This window comes from Streptomyces sp. NPDC020192 (genome assembly GCF_044388685.1).
Classification (GTDB): domain Bacteria; phylum Actinomycetota; class Actinomycetes; order Streptomycetales; family Streptomycetaceae; genus Streptomyces.
Genome location: NZ_JBIRXG010000005.1, coordinates 314,956 through 331,036, shown reverse-complemented (window position 1 = coordinate 331,036; position 16,081 = coordinate 314,956). Strand labels below are relative to the sequence as shown.

Sequence of the window (16,081 nt, the reverse complement as noted above, 5' to 3'; positions counted from 1 at the left end):
GATGGTGTCGGTGCTGTGCACCGTCTGACTGTGTGTGTGGTGGTGCGGTTGCTGCTTGTAAGCGAACCGATACCGAATTCACCCCGGGGAGTGATACTCCCGGGGGTGAGATTCAGCGGATGTTCGTACAGATGGTGCTCAGTACTTGTAAAAGCCCTGCCCGCTCTTGCGGCCGATGTCACCGGCATCCACCATCCGGCGCATCAGCTCCGGCGGGGCGAACTTCTCGTCCTGGGACTCGGTGTAGATGTTGCTCGTGGCGTGCAGCAGGATGTCGACGCCGGTGAGGTCGGCGGTGGCGAGCGGGCCCATGGCGTGGCCGAAGCCCAGCTTGCAGGCGAGGTCGATGTCCTCGGCGGTCGCGACCCCGGACTCGTAGAGCTTGGTCGCCTCCACGACGAGCGCGGAGATGAGCCGGGTGGTCACGAAGCCGGCGACGTCGCGGTTGACGACGATGCAGGTCTTGCCGACGGACTCGGCGAACTCCCGTGCGGTGGCGAGGGTTTCGTCGCTCGTCTTGTACCCGCGGACCAGCTCGACCAGCTGCATCATCGGCACCGGCGAGAAGAAGTGGACGCCGACGACGCGCTCGGGGTGCTCGGTGGCCGCCGCGATCTTGGTGATCGGGATGGCGGAGGTGTTCGAGGCGAGCACGGTCTCCGGGCGCACGATCTTGTCGAGCGCGCGGAAGATCTCGTGCTTGACCTCGAGCTTCTCGAAGACGGCCTCCACGACGATGTCGGCGTCGACGGCGGCGTCCAGGTCGGTGGTGGGGGTGATGCGGGCGAGGGCGGCTTCGGCGGCCTGCGCCTCCAGCTTGCCCTTGCTCACGAACTTGTCGTAGGAGGCCTTGATGCCGTCCGTGCCACGCTTCAGTGCCTCGTCGGTGACATCGCGTATGACGACGTCCCAGCCCGCCTGCGCGGCGACCTGAGCGATGCCGGACCCCATGAGACCGGCCCCGATGACGGCGAGCTTCCGTGCCACTCCGACTCCCTTGAACGCGCTTCAAGTCTGCTTCTCCGGCGGACCATAGCGCTCTGGAGCGGCTGTGTGACCGGTAAGTAACGCGCGTCACGTCTCAATGGACGGACATCACACCGGCAGCGGTACGCGACGCCCGATCGGGCCCGTCGTACCCAGAAGCGGCTTTGCTCCTCAATGAGTTGCATCACGTGCGGTTTGCGCCCCGCACACAGGGTGGCGCGGGGTAGCGGGGCCCGGCTCTTCCGGGGGCTTCCTGCTTCAACGCGCTGTGCGGGCACGTGTGCCCGTCTTACCGGCACTCCACAGGCGTTTGGCGTCTCCACCCGTCCGGTGGCGACGATAGGGCGTCCTTCGAAAAGGACGTTGCGGCTTGCGTTGTGGTCGCGGTCGTCCACGGTGCCGCACTCGCCGCACGTCCACTGGCGGACGTGCAGGGGCTTGGGACCGTCCCGGAATCCGCAGGCCGAGCAGGCTTGACCGCCTTGTACTCCAGCATGCCGACGAACGCGGACCATCCCGCGTGTGCACGGACTTGGCGAGCCGGGTGCGCGCGAGGCCGGACACCGCGAGGTCTTCCACATACACCGCTTGGTTGTCGCGAATGATCTGCGTGGAGGCCTTGTGGTGCCAGTCCCGGCGCCGGTCCGCCGCCTTGGCGTGCTGGCGTGCGACCTTGATGCGGGCCTTGGCCCGGTTCTTCGATCCCTTGGTCTTGCGGGCAAGAGCCCCGGTAACGGGGCGCTGGCGGGCTCAACACTGCCTGGTACCGGCAGAGTTCAGGCTAATTTCGGGCGCGTACCGCATAGTCGAGGACCCGCTCGCTCAACAGGTCCTCGACGTCGTCCAGGAGGGCGAGTACCTCGCGTGACACCTCGGCCGGTGCGCGCCCGGCGAGCATCTCGCGGCCGATGGTGACGAAGACGGTCTGGTGGATCCAGCAGATCTGGCCGGCCATCAGGTCCGGCAGCGGGTCGTCGTCGGCGGCACCGGTCTCCTCACGCAGGGCCGCGGCCACGTTGTTGTGGATCTCCTGCTGGACGCTCCACAGCCGGGAGCGCAGCGCCGGTGCCCCGTGGATGACCCGCATGAAGCGGTCGTAGCCCTCCATCAGGCCGACCCGGGGCGAGACGGCCTGGACCTCGCCGCGCAGCTCGCGCAGGACGGCACTCGCGGCGGACTCCCCCGGATCGCGGCTGCGGACCCAGCGGGCCAGCCGGTCGACCATGCCCTCCGAGCGGTCGAAGAAGAGGTCCTCCTTGGCCGGGAAGTAGTTGTAGACGGTGTTGACGGAGACGTTCGCCGCCTCCGCGATCTCAGCGACGGTCACGGCCTCGAAGCCGCGCTCCAGGAACAGGCCCGTGGCGACATCGGAGATGTACTGCCTGGTCTGCCGTTTCTTCCGCTCCCTGAGTCCCTCAGCCATGCCTGCATCCTAGCTTCGCTGGGGCCCATGAAAAGTTGGGCATCCCCAAAACTTGGTGTCGTTGCAAAAATTCAGAGACTCTGTTTTTCTGTGGGACATGGCAGCAGTCGTCAGCGCGGCCGGACTGGCCCGCACCTTCCAGACCAAGGCCGGCCCCGTGGAGGCCGTACGCGGAATCGATCTCACCGTCCGCGAGGGCGAGATCCTCGGCTTCCTCGGGCCCAACGGCGCAGGCAAGACCACCACCCTGCGCATGCTCACCACCCTGCTGAAGCCGACCGGCGGCGCGGCGACCGTCGCCGGGCACGATCTGGCGACCGACCCGGCCGGGGTGCGCCGGGTGTCCGGGTACGTCGCCCAGTCCGGCGGCGTCGATCCGCAGATCACCGTGGGGGAGGAACTGGTCACCCAGGGGCGGATGTACCGCCTGACGAAGACCGAGGCCGTCGAGCGGGCCGGGGAACTCGCCCGCGACCTGGACCTCACCGGTCTCCTCGACCGGAAGACGGCCGCCCTGTCCGGCGGCCAGCGGCGCCGCCTGGACATCGCGATGGCACTCACGCACCGCCCGAAGGCGCTGTTCCTGGACGAGCCGACGACCGGACTCGACCCCGGCAGCCGCGCCGATCTGTGGGACCTGGTCCGCCGGCTGCGCGACGAGCACGGTACGACGGTCTTCCTGACCACCCACTACCTGGACGAGGCCGACGCCCTCGCCGACCGGCTGGTGATCGTCGACCGGGGCACGGTCGCGGCCGAGGGCACGCCGGGCGCGCTGAAGCTGCGGTACGGCGGCTCACTGGACGCCACGCTCCAGGACACCTTCCTCGCCATCACCGGCCGCGGCCCCGCACCGGCCGACACCACCCCCGTAGCCGTCTAGGGATCTCGACCGATGCTGCTTCACGACACGGCCCTCATCTACGGCCGCTACCTCCGCCAGTCCCTGCGCTCCCGCTTCGCGCTGCTCTTCGGAGTGCTGACGCCCCTGCTCTACCTGGTCTTCTTCGGCCCGCTCCTCACCCATCTCCCCCTCGGCGGGACCAGCAGCTCCTGGCAGGTGCTGGTCCCGGGCCTGCTGCTCCAACTCGGGCTGTTCGGCGCCCTGTTCGCCGGATTCATGATCATCGTCGAGCAGGGGCAGGGGGTGGTGGAGCGGATGCGGGTGACCCCGGTCAGCCGGCTCGCTCTGCTGCTGGGCCGGGTGCTGCGCGACGCCACGGTCTTCGTCTTCCAGGCGGTGCTGCTGGTGCTGGCCGCGCTGGTGATGGGGCTGCGCGCACCGCTGGCGGGCATCCTGATCGGCTTCGCCTTCGTCGCGCTGCTCACCGTCTCCCTGGCGTCGCTGTCGTACGCGCTGGGGATGAGGGTCCGCACCCCGCAGGAGTTCGGCCCGCTGATCAACATGGTGTCGATGCCGTCGATGCTGCTGTCCGGCCTGATGCTCCCGATGGCCCTGGCGCCGGCCTGGCTGAACGTGCTCTCGCACTTCGTGCCGTTCCGCTATCTGGTGGACGCGGTGCGCGACGCGTACCTCGGCCACTACGCCACCGCGCACATGCTCTACGGCTCCCTCGTCGCCGTCGGCTTCGCGGCGCTCGCGGTGACGGTGGGCACACGAGTGTTCCGGACGGCCGGGGCATAACTAGGCTGGCCACATGGTCAATCTGACGCGTATCTACACCCGGACCGGCGACCAGGGCACCACCAGCCTCGGTGACATGAGCCGGGTGCCCAAGACGGACCTCAGGATCTCCGCCTACGCGGACGCCAACGAGGCCAACGCCGTCATCGGCACCGCGATCGCGCTGGGCGGCCTGGCGGAGGAGGTCGTCCAGGTGCTCACCCGCGTCCAGAACGACCTGTTCGACGTGGGCGCGGATCTGTCGACTCCGGTGGTGGAGGAGCCGAAGTTCCCGCCGCTCAGGGTCGAGCAGTTCTACATCGACCGGCTGGAGGCGGACTGCGACCGCTTCAACGAGCGGCTGGAGAAGCTCCGCTCCTTCATCCTCCCCGGCGGCACCCCGGGAGCGGCCCTGCTCCACCAGGCCTGCACGGTCGTACGCCGCGCCGAACGCTCGACGTGGACGGCCCTGGAGGCCCACGGCGACACCATGAACCCCCTCACCGCCACCTACCTCAACCGCCTGTCCGACCTGCTGTTCATCCTGGCGCGGACGGCGAACCAGGAGACTGGGGATGTGCTGTGGGTGCCGGGCGGGGAGCGGTAGAGACGGCTCCCCGCCGGGATCACCGGTCCGTCGTGTTCTTCGCGTCCTGGTCGGCGGCGGCCGCGGCGGACTCGGCGGCGTCGACCTTCTTCTTCATGTCCGCGTAGCCCGAAGGGGAGGCGGAGGACGAGGACGCCGGTGTGGCGCCGTCGTGGTGGGCGCAGCCCGTGGTGAGTGCCACGAGGCCGGCGGCCACCACGACCGCTGCCGCCGGCCGCCGGCCCCGCATCAGCTCGCCGCCTTCCCGTCGTCGTTCTTCTGGCACCACGTCTTGACGGCGGCCAGGTCCTTCTGCCGCTGCTCCAGGTTCGTCACCAGCGACGTGCGGAAGTCCAGCCGGTTCTGGAGGTACGTGGCGATCTCGGTGTGGCCCGCCTTCTTCGCGTTGTCCACGCGCTGCTGGAGCCGGGCCACCGAGCCGCGCGTGCCCGCTCCGGCGTCGAGGCGCTTCAGGGCCCGCTCGATCCGGCGGTCGATCTTCGGTACTCGCTTGCACAGCCCGTGGGCCCCGTCACCGGTGGGCGCCGGCTTGGGGGTGCTGTCGGCCGCGGCCGCCGTCCCCGCCGTGCCGCCCGCCAGGACGGCCGTCACGGCGAGCCCCGCGAGCAGCGTGCGCGTGCGTCGTCGTCCGTACATCTGCCTCTCCGTTCACTTCCGTTCGCTTCCGGGCGGCCACGGTCGGCCGTCCGTCCGTCGTGCCGGAGGTTAGGCAGGGTCTTTGGGGAAACTCTGTGACCGGTTTGCCCCGGCTGTGCCGATCAGCCAGTCCCGCCGGCCGGGCAGGTCGCCGCCGTCCGATGGCAGCCGTACCTCGAAGCGGGCCCCCACGCCATCCGGCCCGTCCGTGACGGTGACGCTCCCCCGGTGCAGCGCCGCCTGCTGGGCGACGAGGGTGAGGCCGAGGCCGGAACCCGTGCTGTCCGGGCCCCGCTGGAACCGCTCGAAGATCCGGGCACGGGCGTCGCCCGGAACGCCGGGCCCCCGATCGTCCACGGTGATCAGAATCCCCTCCGCACCGCCCGTCATTCCCACCCGCACCACGGCCCGGCCCTCCGCGTCCCGGCCGTGGGCGAGGGTGTTGGCCAGCAGGTTGTCCAGCAGTAGCCGCAGTCCCGGCTCCCAGCCGTGCACGGTGAGCCCGGGTGCCGCGTCCAGGGTGATGTCCGCGTTCGGGGCACGACGGCGGGCCTCGGCCACGGCCGCGTCGGCGGTGTCGGCGAGGTCGACCGGCCGGAAGGCCTCCGCCTCCACCAGATCGCCCCGCCCCAGTTCACGCAGCATCACCAACAGGCCGAGCAGCCGGGCGTGTTCGCGGCGCAGGTCGGTGACGACCTCGGCGCGCTCGGCTTCGGGCAGGTCCGGATGGCCGGCCAGGATGTCGAGGTTGGTGCCCATGCTCATCAGCGGGGTGCGCAGCTCGTGCGCGGCGGCCGAGGAGAAGGAGCGGGCGGTGTCCAGGGCCTGGGCGGTGCGCCCGGCCTGTTCGTCGTAACGGGCGAGGACGGTGCGTACCGTGGCCGCCAGCTCGTCGACCTCGACCACCCCGGTCCGCCACTGCCCGAGCCGGGCGCCGCTGGTGCGCGGGTCGAGTCCGGCGGTACGGCGGGTGAGCCGGCGCAGCGGCGCGCTCGCCCCGGCGGCCAGGCCCCAGGCGAGCAGGCCGGAGACGGGGGCCGCGAGCAGGGCGGTGGCGAAGACCCGGCGGCGGACGAGCGGGATCTGGACGCGGGCGGCGGTGTCGGGCGAGAACAGCCACAGCGTGCCGGAGGCCGGGCCGGCGTTCACCGGCCGGGCGAGGGTCCGCCAGGTCCGGCCGTCGGCGTGGACGGCGCCGAAGCCGGAGGTCCGGTCGGGCAGGGCCACGGCCGGGCCGGGCTGGGGGCCGCCGCTGAAGGTCGCGTCCGGGCCTACGACGCGTACGCCGACGTCGAGGGCCGAGTCGAACAGCTGCCGTTCCCGCGTGTCGGCCACCTTGGGGTGACCGTTGGCGGCGGCCCGCAGCAGGGCCCGGGCGTCCGGGGCGACGGCCGTCGCGCGCTGTCGTAGGTGCTGGTCCTCGGCACGGTGCAGATCACGGGCGACGAGGTGCAGCAGCAGCCAGCCGCCGGCCAGCACCAGCAGCGGGACGGTGCAGCCGACGGCGAGGCCGATGCGGGCGGAGAGTCTCACGGTGTGTCCCGCGGTTCACGGAGTACGAAGCCGACGCCCCGCACGGTGTGAATCAGCCGGGGGCGGCCCTCCGCCTCCAGCTTGCGCCGCAGGTAGCTGACGAAGGTGTCGACGGCGTCGGTGCGCACGTCGAAGTCGTAGCCCCAGACCCGTTCCAGCAGCTGATCGCGGGTCAGGACCAGTCCGGCGTTGCGGGCCAGCACCTCCAGCAGCTCGAACTCCCGCCGGGTCAGCTCCAGCGGGGTGCCGTCCCGCTCGGCGGTACGGGCGGCCGGATCGATCACCAGCCCCGCGACGCGCAGCACCTCCCGCCCGGCCGGCGGCCGACGCCGCAGCAGGGCATGCAACCGCAGGACCAGCTCCTGCAGGGCGAAGGGCTTGACCAGATAGTCGTCACCGCCCGCCTGGAGCCCGGCGATCCGGTCGGCCGTCTCATCGAGCGCGGAGAGCATGAGCACCGGCAGATCCCACCCGTCGCCCCGTAGCCGCCCGCACACGTCGATGCCGCTCATCCCGGGCATCGAGACGTCGAGGACGAGCACATCGGGCGGGTCGTCCCGGATCACGGCCAGCGCCTCGACCCCGTCGCCGACGGTCCGCACACCGAACCCACTGAGCCTGAGCCCACGCTCCAGCGAGCGCCGGATCGCCGCGTCATCGTCGACGACCAGCACCGCCCCCGTACCCGCCCTGCCACCCATACGCCGCCCTCCTCGTCGCCGGGTCAGCGTACGACCCTCGGCGACCGGGTCAGAGGCGGCGGTAGATCTCCCGGCGGTACCGGGCCTCGACGACGAGGATGACGAGCCTGCCGTCGTCGATCCGACAGGCGATCCGGTACGTGCCCACGCGAAGCCTGTACAGGTCGTCATGCCCTGACAACTTCTGCACGTCCGCGTCCTCGCGGTACGGGTCGTCGCCGAGGCGGCTGAGTGCGTGGAGGACGCGCAGGGCGGTCGTCTGGTCGACGGCCTTGAGCTGGCGGCGGGCGGCGGCGGTGAACTCGAAGGCGTACGTCACACGGCACCCGTGGTGGACGCGTCCGACGGCGGCCCGAAAATGTCCGCGAGCACATCCGCCAGCGAGGCGCGCGGCGCATCGCGCTCCTCTTCCAGCACGCGCAGAGCCTCGCGGGCCAGCAGCTCGTCGGCGGCATCCTCCAGCGCGTTGTACTCCTCGTACACACCGAGGCGTCAGTCCCGCTTCGCCGGCTCCCGCTTCGGGAACACCGTGTAGCTGCCCGCGATGATCACGTTGATGCCGATCAGCCACAGCATCCGCAGCTCCCAGGCCTGGAGCGAGCTGGTGTCGGCGGCGGAACCGACGTACCAGACGGCGGACTGGAGGAGGGCCAGGGCGACCACGCAGGACAGGGTCCAGCGGGCCGCCACCTTCCATTCGTGGGCGGCGCGGGCCGTGCCGTACCGGGGTGGCTTCACCGGGGTCGGGCCGCCGGCGAAGCGGTGGGCGACCCGGGCGTCGGCCCACGTGACGGTCGAGTTGCCGAGACCGACCGTGAAGCCGATGTAGACGGCGGCCAGGCCGTGCCGCCAGTCCGGCTGGGCGCCGTTCTTCAGGTCGATCGCGCTCACCACGAACAGCACGACCTCCAGCAGCGGCTCGCACAGCAGCAGCGCCAGCCCGGTACGGGGCATCCGCAGCGCGTACCGGAAGGTCAGTCCGGCGGCCAGCAGTACCCAGAACGCCACCTCACAGGCGATGATCAACCCGACGATCACGGTTCGCTCCCCTCGCTCACCCTTCCAGGCTCGCCGCCCCGGCCGCCGGTTTCGTCGTCGGCGCGGGCGAGGTCGTCGTAAGCGAAAGTTGCAGTTCGGGACCCTTCCGCGGGAGCAGGCGGGGGCGGTGCCGAGCGTGTTGGATGGGAGCATGACACGAGCGCTCCCCCGCCCCCACCGCGACGACCTGGGCATCGCCATGGGCGGACTGCTCGGCGGGGTGGTGCTGTGGGCGCTCGGGATCCATCCGCGCGTGGTCTCGGACCCGCTGGTGCTGTGGCACCCGGCCTGGGCGCCGCTGCTGCCGCTGGCGGTGACGGCGGCCTGCGAACCGCTGCGCCGCTCACGGCCACGCGTCGGCCTGTTCGTCGGCACGCTGGCGCTGACCCTGGACACGGTCACCCAGGGCAACGTCGTCACCGTCGTCCTGTACACCGACCTGGTCTACGCGGCCGTCCTGTACGGCAGCCTGGCCTCCGCCCGCCGGATCTGCTGGATCACCGGCATGCTGACCGTCCTCGGCGGGGTCGTCCCGGCGGCCCTGCTGCGCGACGCCCAGGCGTTGCTGATCGGTGTCGGAATCGGCATCGTCGCGTTCGCGCCGGCCGCGACCGGCTGGGTGGTGCGCAGTCACCGCGACGCCGCCGAGGCGGCCCGGCTGCGCGCCGAACAGACCGCGCTGCTGGCCGAGATGGACCGCACGCAGGCGGTCACCGCTGAACGGTCGCGGATGGCACGGGAGTTGCACGACATGGTCGCCAACCACCTGTCCGCGATCGCCATTCACTCCACGGCCGCGCTGTCGCTCGACGATCCGCGGACCTCGCGGGACGCCCTCGCCGTCATCCGGGAGAACAGCGTCGAGGGACTGGCTGAGATGCGCCGGCTGATCGGCATCCTCCGCGACAGCAGCGGGGATCTGGAGCCCGCCGCGACACCGACGCTCGACGGCCTGGCCACGCTGGTCAAGGGCGCCCGCACCAACGGCCTGGACGTCCGTCTGGTGGACGGGCACGGCCGGGTGCCCGCGCCGGTCGAGCTGGCCGCGTACCGGATCGTGCAGGAGTCACTGACCAACGCCCTCAAGCACGCGGCCGAAGGGCCCGTCGAGGTCACGCTGCGGCAGCAGGACGGCGCCTTGCACATCCACGTCACCAGCGCCTACCGGGCCGGTGACGGCCCCCGCGCCCCCGGCTCGGGCTCCGGGCTCGCCGGGATGCGGGAGCGGGCCGCGCTGCTCGGCGGCAGCTTCGCGGCCGGGCCCGAGGCGGGACCCGGGGGCGGTCTGTGGGCCGTGCGCGCCGCTCTCCCGGTCGACCGGGAAGACCTCACATGACCCACACCACCCGCACCCTCACCGCCGAAAACGCCTTGGAGACCTCACATGACCACCCCCGCCATCCGGGTCCTCGTCGCCGAGGACCAGTCTGCCGTCCGCGCCGGGCTCGTGCTGATCCTGCGCAGCGCACCCGACATCGAGGTGGCCGGCGAGGCGGCGGACGGCGAGCAGGCGGTGGAGCTGGCCCGCGAACTTCGGCCGGATCTCGTCCTGATGGATGTGCAGATGCCGTGCCTGGACGGGGTGTCGGCGACCCGGGCCATCGTCTCCGAGGGGCTCGCGGATGTGCTTGTACTGACCACCTTCGACCTCGACGAGTACGTCTTCGGGGCGCTGCGCGCGGGGGCGGCCGGATTTCTGCTGAAGAACACCGAGGCCCGGGATCTGCTGGAGGCCGTGCGGACAGTGGCGCGTGGGGAAGGGGTCGTCGCGCCTGCCGTCACCCGGCGGCTCATCGCCGAGTTCGCCGCCACACCGGTGCGCGGGACGAGCGCCGACCCCGCCGTGCTCGACGGTCTCACCCCGCGTGAGCGCGAGGTGCTGTCCTGCGTCGGCGAGGGGCTGTCCAACGCCCAGATCGCCGAGCGGCTGCGGATGGCGGAGGGCACGGTGAAGACCCACGTCAGCCGGCTGCTGGGCAAGCTGGAGCTGCGCAGCCGGGTCCAAGCGGCCGTCCTGGCACAGGAGTTGGGGATCTAACGAGAGAGCCGGCGAGGGCCGCTGGAGCCTCCCTCGAATTGGTCCAGACCTATTGACCCGTGGTCCAGACCTTTCTACTCTCGCAGCACCGTGGGCGTGAAGGCTCAGTCATGCCCCTGATACCCACCCCCATCACAAGGGAGGCGCACCATGCGCTTCAGACACAGAGCCGCGGCAGGGTTCGCGACCCTGTTGCTCCCCCTGGCCGGTCTGGTCGGCATCGCGGGCCCCGCCCAGGCCGCGACGAACGCAACCGCCACCTACACCAAGACCAGCGACTGGGGCACCGGCTTCGGCGGTCAGTGGACCGTCAAGAACACCGGTACCAGCAGCATCAGTTCATGGACCGTCGAGTGGGACTTCCCCTCCGGTACGTCGGTCACCTCCGCCTGGGACGCGGACGTCACCAGCTCCGGCACCCACTGGACCGCCAAGAACAAGTCCTACAACGGCACCATCGCCCCGGGCGCCTCCGTCTCCTTCGGCTTCAACGGCGCCGGATCGGGCTCGCCGTCCAACTGCAAGCTGAACGGCGACAGTTGTGACGGTACGACCGTCCCCGGCGACAACCCGCCGAGCGCGCCCGGCACTCCGACCGCGTCCAGCGTCACCGACACCTCGGCGAAGCTCAGCTGGAGCGCGGCCACCGACGACAAGGGCGTCAAGAACTACGACGTCCTGCGCGACGGCAAGGTCGTCTCCACGGTGACGACCACCTCGTACACGGACACCGGTCTGACCGCCGGCACCGACTACTCCTACACCGTCCAGGCCCGCGACACCGCCGACCAGACCGGCCCGGTCAGCGGCGCCGTCGCCGTCCACACCACCGGCGGAGGCACCACTCCCCCGCCGAGCAGTGGCAAGGTCAAGCTCGGCTACTTCACCGAGTGGGGCATCTACGGCCGCAACTACAACGTCAAGAACCTGGTGACGTCCGGCTCGGCCGCGAAGATCACGCACATCAACTACGCCTTCGGCAACGTGACGAACGGCCAGTGCGCGATCGGTGACTCCTACGCCGACTACGACAAGGCGTTCACGGCCGACCAGTCCGTCAGCGGCGTCGCCGACACCTGGGACCAGCCGCTGCGCGGCAACTTCAACCAGCTGCGTGAGCTGAAGGCCAAGTACCCGAACCTGAAGGTGCTGTGGTCCTTCGGCGGCTGGACCTGGTCCGGCGGCTTCGGGCAGGCGGCGGCCAACCCCACCGCGTTCGCGGACTCCTGCTACAACCTGGTCAACGACCCGCGCTGGGCCGACGTCTTCGACGGCATCGACATCGACTGGGAGTACCCGAACGCCTGCGGGCTGTCCTGTGACACCAGCGGCGCGGCGGCCTTCAAGAACGTGATGGCCGCGCTGCGCGCCAAGTTCGGCAGCGGCAAGCTGGTCACGGCCGCGGTCACCGCCGACGGCTCCTCCGGCGGCAAGATCGAGGCCGCCGACTACGCCGGGGCCGCCCAGTACGTCGACTGGTACAACGTGATGTCGTACGACTTCTTCGGCGCCTGGGACGCCAAGGGCCCGACCGCCCCGCACTCCCCGCTCACCTCGTACTCCGGCATACCGAAGGCCGGCTTCGACACGGCCGACGCCATCGCCAAGTACAGGTCGACCGGCGTCCCCGCGTCCAAGCTGCTCATCGGCATCGGCCTCTACGGGCGCGGCTGGACCGGTGTGACGCAGGACGCCCCGGGCGGCACGGCCACGGGCCCGGCGGCGGGCACGTACGAGCAGGGCATCGAGGACTACAAGGTGCTCAAGACGTCCTGCCCGGTCACCGGCACGATCGCCGGCACGGCGTACGCGCACTGTGGCAGCAACTGGTGGTCGTACGACACCCCGTCGACCATCGCCGGGAAGATGGGCTGGGCCAAGGCACAGGGGCTCGGCGGCGCGTTCTTCTGGGAGTTCAGCGGCGACACCAGCAACGGTGAGCTGGTGAACGCCATCAGCAGCAATCTGTAAAAGGGCTACTAGGCAACATTGACGCTCCCCCAGACTTCGTCCGGGGGGACCCCCACCCAGCGAGTGAATGTGGCTACGCCACATTCACTCGCTGTCCGGGCGGGGCTGCCTCCAGCCACGCGAGGAATCCGGTCAGCGCGTCTTCGCTCATGGCGAGTTCAAGGCGCGTGCCCCGCACCGTACAGGCGAGGACCACCGCGTCGGAGAGCAGCGCCAGCTCCTCCTCGCCCTCGGGCAGCCGACGGCCGGCCACCTCGATGGCGGCGCGCTCCAGGGTGCGGCGCGGGCGGACGGCGTAGGAGAAGACGCGGTACCACTCGATGCGGTCGCCGTTGTAGCGGGCGACGCCGTAGGACCAGCCCTTGCCGCTCGCGTCCGGTTTCTCGGTCACGTCCCAGCGCAGGGAACAGTCGAAGGTGCCGCCGGAGCGCTGGATCAGTCTGCGGCGCAGCCCGAACAGGAAGAGTCCCACCACCACGAGCGCGACCACGATCGCGACCACAGTCAGAGCGAGGACCATCGACACCGACCTCCTCGTCTCCTAGGTAATGGAACGGAAAAAACACCCACATTTACCTCAGCCGCGGCTGGGGCCGGATCGCTCCGGTCCCAGCCGCGGCTGAGTCACATCAACGCACAGCGCGCAGCGTCTAGCTCGCCGCCGCCGCACGCAGGCGGACATCCGCGCGGCGCTCGGCGGCGGCGTCGCCCTCCGCCTTCGCGCGCTCCAGCTCCCGCTCCGTGCGCTGGACATCGATCTCGTCCGACAGCTCGGCGATCTCGGCCAGCAGGGACAGCTTGTCGTCCGCGAACGAGATGAAACCGCCGTGCACCGCGGCGACGACCGTTCCACCTTCACTCGTACGGATGGTCACCGGGCCCGACTCCAGCACACCGAGCAGCGGCTGGTGACCGGGCATGACGCCGATGTCGCCGGACGTGGTGCGCGCGACGACCAGGGTGGCCTCACCGGACCAGACCTGGCGGTCGGCGGCGACCAGCTCGACGTGCAGCTCAGCAGCCAAGGGTGGCTCCTCGGGTCACCACCCGGCGGTTCTGCCGGGTGTTGGGGTCAATTCTAGTGGGCGTGGAGAGAGGGGCTGGACACACCCCGAAAGGGTGCGTCCGTGCCCCTCTCACTCGAACTCAGGGAGTTCAGGAGACGCCCAGCTCCTTGGCGTTGGCCTTGAGGTCCTCAATGCCACCGCACATGAAGAACGCCTGCTCCGGGAAGTGGTCGTACTCACCGTCGATGATCGCGTTGAAGGCCGCGATCGACTCGTCCAGCGGGACGTCCGACCCGTCGACGCCGGTGAACTGCTTGGCGACGTGGGTGTTCTGGGACAGGAAGCGCTCCACGCGACGGGCGCGGTGGACAACGAGCTTGTCCTCCTCGCCGAGCTCGTCGATACCGAGGATCGCGATGATGTCCTGGAGGTCCTTGTACTTCTGGAGGACCGTCTTCACGCGCATGGCCGCGTTGTAGTGGTCCGCCGCGATGTAGCGCGGGTCCAGGATCCGGGACGTGGAGTCCAGCGGGTCCACGGCCGGGTAGATGCCCTTCTCGGAGATCGGACGGGACAGAACCGTCGTCGCGTCGAGGTGGGCGAAGGTGGTGGCCGGGGCCGGGTCGGTCAGGTCGTCGGCGGGGACGTAGATCGCCTGCATCGAGGTGATCGAGTGACCACGGGTCGAGGTGATGCGCTCCTGGAGGAGACCCATCTCGTCGGCCAGGTTCGGCTGGTAACCCACCGCGGAGGGCATACGGCCGAGCAGGGTCGACACCTCGGAACCGGCCTGCGTGAAGCGGAAGATGTTGTCGATGAAGAACAGCACGTCCTGCTTCTGGACGTCACGGAAGTACTCGGCCATGGTGAGGCCGGCCAGCGCGACGCGCAGACGGGTGCCCGGGGGCTCGTCCATCTGACCGAAGACCAGGGCGGTCTTGTCGATGACGCCCGAGTCGGACATCTCCTCGATCAGGTCGTTGCCCTCACGGGTGCGCTCACCGACACCGGCGAACACGGAGACACCGTCGTGGTTGTTGGCGACACGGTAGATCATCTCCTGGATGAGCACCGTCTTGCCGACGCCGGCGCCGCCGAACAGGCCGATCTTGCCGCCCTTGACGTACGGGGTGAGCAGGTCGATGACCTTGACGCCGGTCTCGAACATCTCGGTCTTCGACTCGAGCTCGTCGAAGTTCGGGGCCTTGCGGTGGATGCCCCAGCGCTCGCCCTCGTACTTCTCGTCGACGTTCAGCACCTCACCGAGGGTGTTGAACACCTTGCCCTTGGTGAAGTCGCCGACCGGCACCGTGATGGAGTTGCCGGTGTCCGTCACGGCGGCCTGGCGGACCAGACCGTCGGTGGGCTGCATGGAGATGGTGCGGACCAGGCCGTCACCCAGGTGCTGGGCGACCTCCAGGGTCAGCGTCTTCTTCTCGCCGGCGTTGGCCGGGTCGGCCACGTCGACGTGAAGGGCGTTGTAGATGTCCGGCATCGCGTCGACGGGGAACTCCACGTCGACGACCGGGCCGATGACCCGGGCGACGCGGCCCGTAGCCGCCGCGGTCTCAACAGTGGTGGTCATTTATCGGTCACTCCCCGCGGTCGCGTCGGCCAGGGCGCTCGCGCCACCGACGATCTCGCTGATTTCCTGGGTGATTTCGGCCTGGCGGGCCGCGTTGGCAAGACGGGAGAGCGAGTTGATCAGCTCGCCCGCGTTGTCGGTGGCCGACTTCATCGCGCGCCGCGTGGCGGCGTGCTTCGAAGCGGCCGACTGGAGCAGCGCGTTGTAGATGCGGCTCTCCACGTAGCGCGGCAGCAGGGCGTCGAGGACGTCCTCCGCCGAGGGCTCGAAGTCGTACAGCGGGAGGATCTCCCCCTTGGGGTGAGCCTCCTCGGCGACCTCTTCGAGGCGCAGCGGCAGGAGCCGGGCGTCCAGCGCCGTCTGCGTCATCATCGAGACGAACTCGGTGAAGACGATGTGGAGCTCGTCCACACCACCCTCGGCCGTGTCCTTCTCGATGGCCTCGATCAGGGGCGCCGCGACCTTCTTGGCGTCCGCGTACGACGGCTCGTCCGTGAAGCCGGTGAACGACTCCGCGATGGTGCGCTCACGGAAGTTGTAGTGGGCGACACCGCGCCGGCCGACGATGTACGTGTCGACCTGCTTGCCCTCGCGCTCCAGGCGCTCGGTCAGCTGCTCCGCCGCCTTGATGGCGTTGGAGTTGAAGGCGCCGGCCAGACCGCGGTCGCTCGTGAGGAGCAGAACCGCGGCGCGGGCCGGGTTCTCCGCCTCCGTGGTGAGCGGGTGCTTGGTGTTCGAACCCGTACCGACCGCCGTGACCGCGCGGGTCAGTTCCTGCGCGTACGGCGTGGAGGCCGCCACCTTGCGCTGCGCCTTGACGACGCGCGAGGCGGCGATCATCTCCATCGCCTTGGTGATCTTCTTGGTCGCGGTGACGGATCGGATGCGACGCTTGTAGACCCGGAGCTGGGCTCCCATGAGTCAGGTCCCT

At 70.1% G+C, this 16,081-nt stretch carries 19 protein-coding genes and 1 pseudogene; 6 read left to right on the top strand and 14 right to left on the bottom strand.

Annotated elements, in window-relative coordinates; translation table 11 throughout:
* Window positions 1-138 precede the first annotated feature (138 nt).
* From ACH47Z_RS13380 to ACH47Z_RS13370, 3 genes and pseudogenes are all read right to left on the bottom strand, one after another.
* Window positions 139-987, bottom strand: a complete 849-nt coding sequence (locus tag ACH47Z_RS13380; protein ID WP_399073346.1) for a 3-hydroxyacyl-CoA dehydrogenase family protein — start codon at window positions 985-987, stop codon at window positions 139-141.
* 242 nt (window positions 988-1,229) lie between these two features.
* A pseudogene (locus ACH47Z_RS13375) lies at window positions 1,230-1,710 on the bottom strand (RNA-guided endonuclease InsQ/TnpB family protein); the annotation flags it as partial.
* 58 nt (window positions 1,711-1,768) lie between these two features.
* Complete coding sequence (locus tag ACH47Z_RS13370; RefSeq protein ID WP_399073345.1) at window positions 1,769-2,410, bottom strand: TetR/AcrR family transcriptional regulator; 642 nt, start codon at window positions 2,408-2,410, stop codon at window positions 1,769-1,771.
* Window positions 2,411-2,507: 97 nt separating this feature from the next.
* On the opposite strand from ACH47Z_RS13370, the gene ACH47Z_RS13365 reads away from it, so the two are divergent.
* The 3 genes from ACH47Z_RS13365 to ACH47Z_RS13355 are packed head-to-tail and all read left to right on the top strand — an operon-like array spanning window position 2,508 to window position 4,641.
* Complete coding sequence (locus ACH47Z_RS13365; protein WP_399073344.1) at window positions 2,508-3,293, top strand: ABC transporter ATP-binding protein; 786 nt, start codon at window positions 2,508-2,510, stop codon at window positions 3,291-3,293.
* A 12-nt stretch (window positions 3,294-3,305) separates the two neighbouring features.
* Window positions 3,306-4,055: an ABC transporter permease gene (locus ACH47Z_RS13360; RefSeq protein WP_399073343.1), complete on the top strand. Its 750-nt coding sequence runs from the start codon at window positions 3,306-3,308 to the stop codon at window positions 4,053-4,055.
* 13 nt (window positions 4,056-4,068) lie between these two features.
* Window positions 4,069-4,641, top strand: a complete 573-nt coding sequence (locus ACH47Z_RS13355; protein WP_399073342.1) for a cob(I)yrinic acid a,c-diamide adenosyltransferase — start codon at window positions 4,069-4,071, stop codon at window positions 4,639-4,641.
* Window positions 4,642-4,660: 19 nt separating this feature from the next.
* Here the strand turns inward: ACH47Z_RS13355 and ACH47Z_RS13350 are convergent, their stop codons facing one another.
* The 7 genes from ACH47Z_RS13350 to ACH47Z_RS13320 all read right to left on the bottom strand — a co-directional run bounded on the left by ACH47Z_RS13350 (window position 4,661) and on the right by ACH47Z_RS13320 (window position 8,549).
* Window positions 4,661-4,870, bottom strand: coding sequence for a hypothetical protein (locus ACH47Z_RS13350; protein ID WP_399073341.1), 210 nt, complete (start codon window positions 4,868-4,870; stop codon window positions 4,661-4,663).
* Window positions 4,870-5,277: a hypothetical protein gene (locus ACH47Z_RS13345; RefSeq protein WP_399073340.1), complete on the bottom strand. Its 408-nt coding sequence runs from the start codon at window positions 5,275-5,277 to the stop codon at window positions 4,870-4,872. Before ACH47Z_RS13345 ends, ACH47Z_RS13350 begins: the two co-directional genes overlap by 1 nt.
* Window positions 5,278-5,346: 69 nt before the next feature.
* Window positions 5,347-6,810 carry a sensor histidine kinase gene (locus ACH47Z_RS13340; RefSeq protein ID WP_399073339.1) on the bottom strand — a complete coding sequence of 488 codons (1,464 nt, stop codon included), beginning with the start codon at window positions 6,808-6,810 and terminating at the stop codon, window positions 5,347-5,349.
* Window positions 6,807-7,511 (bottom strand): response regulator transcription factor, encoded by a 705-nt coding sequence (locus ACH47Z_RS13335; protein ID WP_399073338.1) that lies wholly within the window; start codon window positions 7,509-7,511, stop codon window positions 6,807-6,809. The genes ACH47Z_RS13340 and ACH47Z_RS13335 overlap by 4 nt, the downstream gene beginning before the upstream one ends.
* Before the next feature lie 49 nt (window positions 7,512-7,560).
* A complete protein-coding gene (locus tag ACH47Z_RS13330) occupies window positions 7,561-7,830 on the bottom strand; it encodes a type II toxin-antitoxin system RelE/ParE family toxin (protein WP_399073337.1) in 270 nt (89 codons plus the stop codon).
* On the bottom strand, window positions 7,827-7,994 hold the full coding sequence (locus ACH47Z_RS13325; RefSeq protein WP_399073336.1) for a hypothetical protein: 168 nt from the start codon (window positions 7,992-7,994) through the stop codon (window positions 7,827-7,829). Before ACH47Z_RS13325 ends, ACH47Z_RS13330 begins: the two co-directional genes overlap by 4 nt.
* A 9-nt stretch (window positions 7,995-8,003) precedes the next feature.
* A complete protein-coding gene (locus tag ACH47Z_RS13320; RefSeq protein ID WP_399073335.1) occupies window positions 8,004-8,549 on the bottom strand; it encodes a hypothetical protein in 546 nt (181 codons plus the stop codon).
* 151 nt (window positions 8,550-8,700) lie between these two features.
* On the opposite strand from ACH47Z_RS13320, the gene ACH47Z_RS13315 reads away from it, so the two are divergent.
* The 3 genes from ACH47Z_RS13315 to ACH47Z_RS13305 all read left to right on the top strand — a co-directional run bounded on the left by ACH47Z_RS13315 (window position 8,701) and on the right by ACH47Z_RS13305 (window position 12,558).
* A complete protein-coding gene (locus ACH47Z_RS13315) occupies window positions 8,701-9,885 on the top strand; it encodes a sensor histidine kinase (RefSeq protein ID WP_399073334.1) in 1,185 nt (394 codons plus the stop codon).
* Window positions 9,886-9,933: 48 nt separating this feature from the next.
* Window positions 9,934-10,587 carry a response regulator gene (locus ACH47Z_RS13310; protein WP_399073333.1) on the top strand — a complete coding sequence of 218 codons (654 nt, stop codon included), beginning with the start codon at window positions 9,934-9,936 and terminating at the stop codon, window positions 10,585-10,587.
* Between the two features lie 150 nt (window positions 10,588-10,737).
* Window positions 10,738-12,558, top strand: a complete 1,821-nt coding sequence (locus ACH47Z_RS13305) for a glycosyl hydrolase family 18 protein (protein ID WP_399073332.1) — start codon at window positions 10,738-10,740, stop codon at window positions 12,556-12,558.
* Window positions 12,559-12,631: 73 nt separating this feature from the next.
* Here the strand turns inward: ACH47Z_RS13305 and ACH47Z_RS13300 are convergent, their stop codons facing one another.
* From ACH47Z_RS13300 to ACH47Z_RS13285, 4 genes are all read right to left on the bottom strand, one after another.
* Window positions 12,632-13,078, bottom strand: a complete 447-nt coding sequence (locus ACH47Z_RS13300; protein WP_399073331.1) for a DUF2550 domain-containing protein — start codon at window positions 13,076-13,078, stop codon at window positions 12,632-12,634.
* Window positions 13,079-13,208: 130 nt separating this feature from the next.
* Window positions 13,209-13,583, bottom strand: a complete 375-nt coding sequence (locus ACH47Z_RS13295; protein ID WP_399073330.1) for a F0F1 ATP synthase subunit epsilon — start codon at window positions 13,581-13,583, stop codon at window positions 13,209-13,211.
* 130 nt (window positions 13,584-13,713) lie between these two features.
* Window positions 13,714-15,150, bottom strand: a complete 1,437-nt coding sequence (gene atpD / locus ACH47Z_RS13290; RefSeq protein WP_399073329.1) for a F0F1 ATP synthase subunit beta — start codon at window positions 15,148-15,150, stop codon at window positions 13,714-13,716.
* Window positions 15,151-16,068, bottom strand: coding sequence for a F0F1 ATP synthase subunit gamma (locus ACH47Z_RS13285; RefSeq protein ID WP_399073328.1), 918 nt, complete (start codon window positions 16,066-16,068; stop codon window positions 15,151-15,153).
* Between the last annotated feature and the right edge of the window lie 13 nt (window positions 16,069-16,081).

What these genes read in the sequence shown, in the direction of transcription:
- ACH47Z_RS13370 (WP_399073345.1), bottom strand. Translation starts at nt 2,410, where the DNA reads ATGGCTGAGGGACTCAGGGAGCGGAAGAAACGGCAGACCAGGCAGTAC.
- ACH47Z_RS13365 (WP_399073344.1), top strand. Translation starts at nt 2,508, where the DNA reads ATGGCAGCAGTCGTCAGCGCGGCCGGACTGGCCCGCACCTTCCAGACC.
- ACH47Z_RS13360 (WP_399073343.1), top strand. Translation starts at nt 3,306, where the DNA reads ATGCTGCTTCACGACACGGCCCTCATCTACGGCCGCTACCTCCGCCAG.
- ACH47Z_RS13355 (WP_399073342.1), top strand. Translation starts at nt 4,069, where the DNA reads ATGGTCAATCTGACGCGTATCTACACCCGGACCGGCGACCAGGGCACC.
- ACH47Z_RS13350 (WP_399073341.1), bottom strand. Translation starts at nt 4,870, where the DNA reads ATGCGGGGCCGGCGGCCGGCGGCAGCGGTCGTGGTGGCCGCCGGCCTC.
- ACH47Z_RS13345 (WP_399073340.1), bottom strand. Translation starts at nt 5,277, where the DNA reads ATGTACGGACGACGACGCACGCGCACGCTGCTCGCGGGGCTCGCCGTG.
- ACH47Z_RS13335 (WP_399073338.1), bottom strand. Translation starts at nt 7,511, where the DNA reads ATGGGTGGCAGGGCGGGTACGGGGGCGGTGCTGGTCGTCGACGATGAC.
- ACH47Z_RS13315 (WP_399073334.1), top strand. Translation starts at nt 8,701, where the DNA reads ATGACACGAGCGCTCCCCCGCCCCCACCGCGACGACCTGGGCATCGCC.
- ACH47Z_RS13310 (WP_399073333.1), top strand. Translation starts at nt 9,934, where the DNA reads ATGACCACCCCCGCCATCCGGGTCCTCGTCGCCGAGGACCAGTCTGCC.
- ACH47Z_RS13305 (WP_399073332.1), top strand. Translation starts at nt 10,738, where the DNA reads ATGCGCTTCAGACACAGAGCCGCGGCAGGGTTCGCGACCCTGTTGCTC.
- ACH47Z_RS13300 (WP_399073331.1), bottom strand. Translation starts at nt 13,078, where the DNA reads ATGGTCCTCGCTCTGACTGTGGTCGCGATCGTGGTCGCGCTCGTGGTG.
- atpD (WP_399073329.1), bottom strand. Translation starts at nt 15,150, where the DNA reads ATGACCACCACTGTTGAGACCGCGGCGGCTACGGGCCGCGTCGCCCGG.
- ACH47Z_RS13285 (WP_399073328.1), bottom strand. Translation starts at nt 16,068, where the DNA reads ATGGGAGCCCAGCTCCGGGTCTACAAGCGTCGCATCCGATCCGTCACC.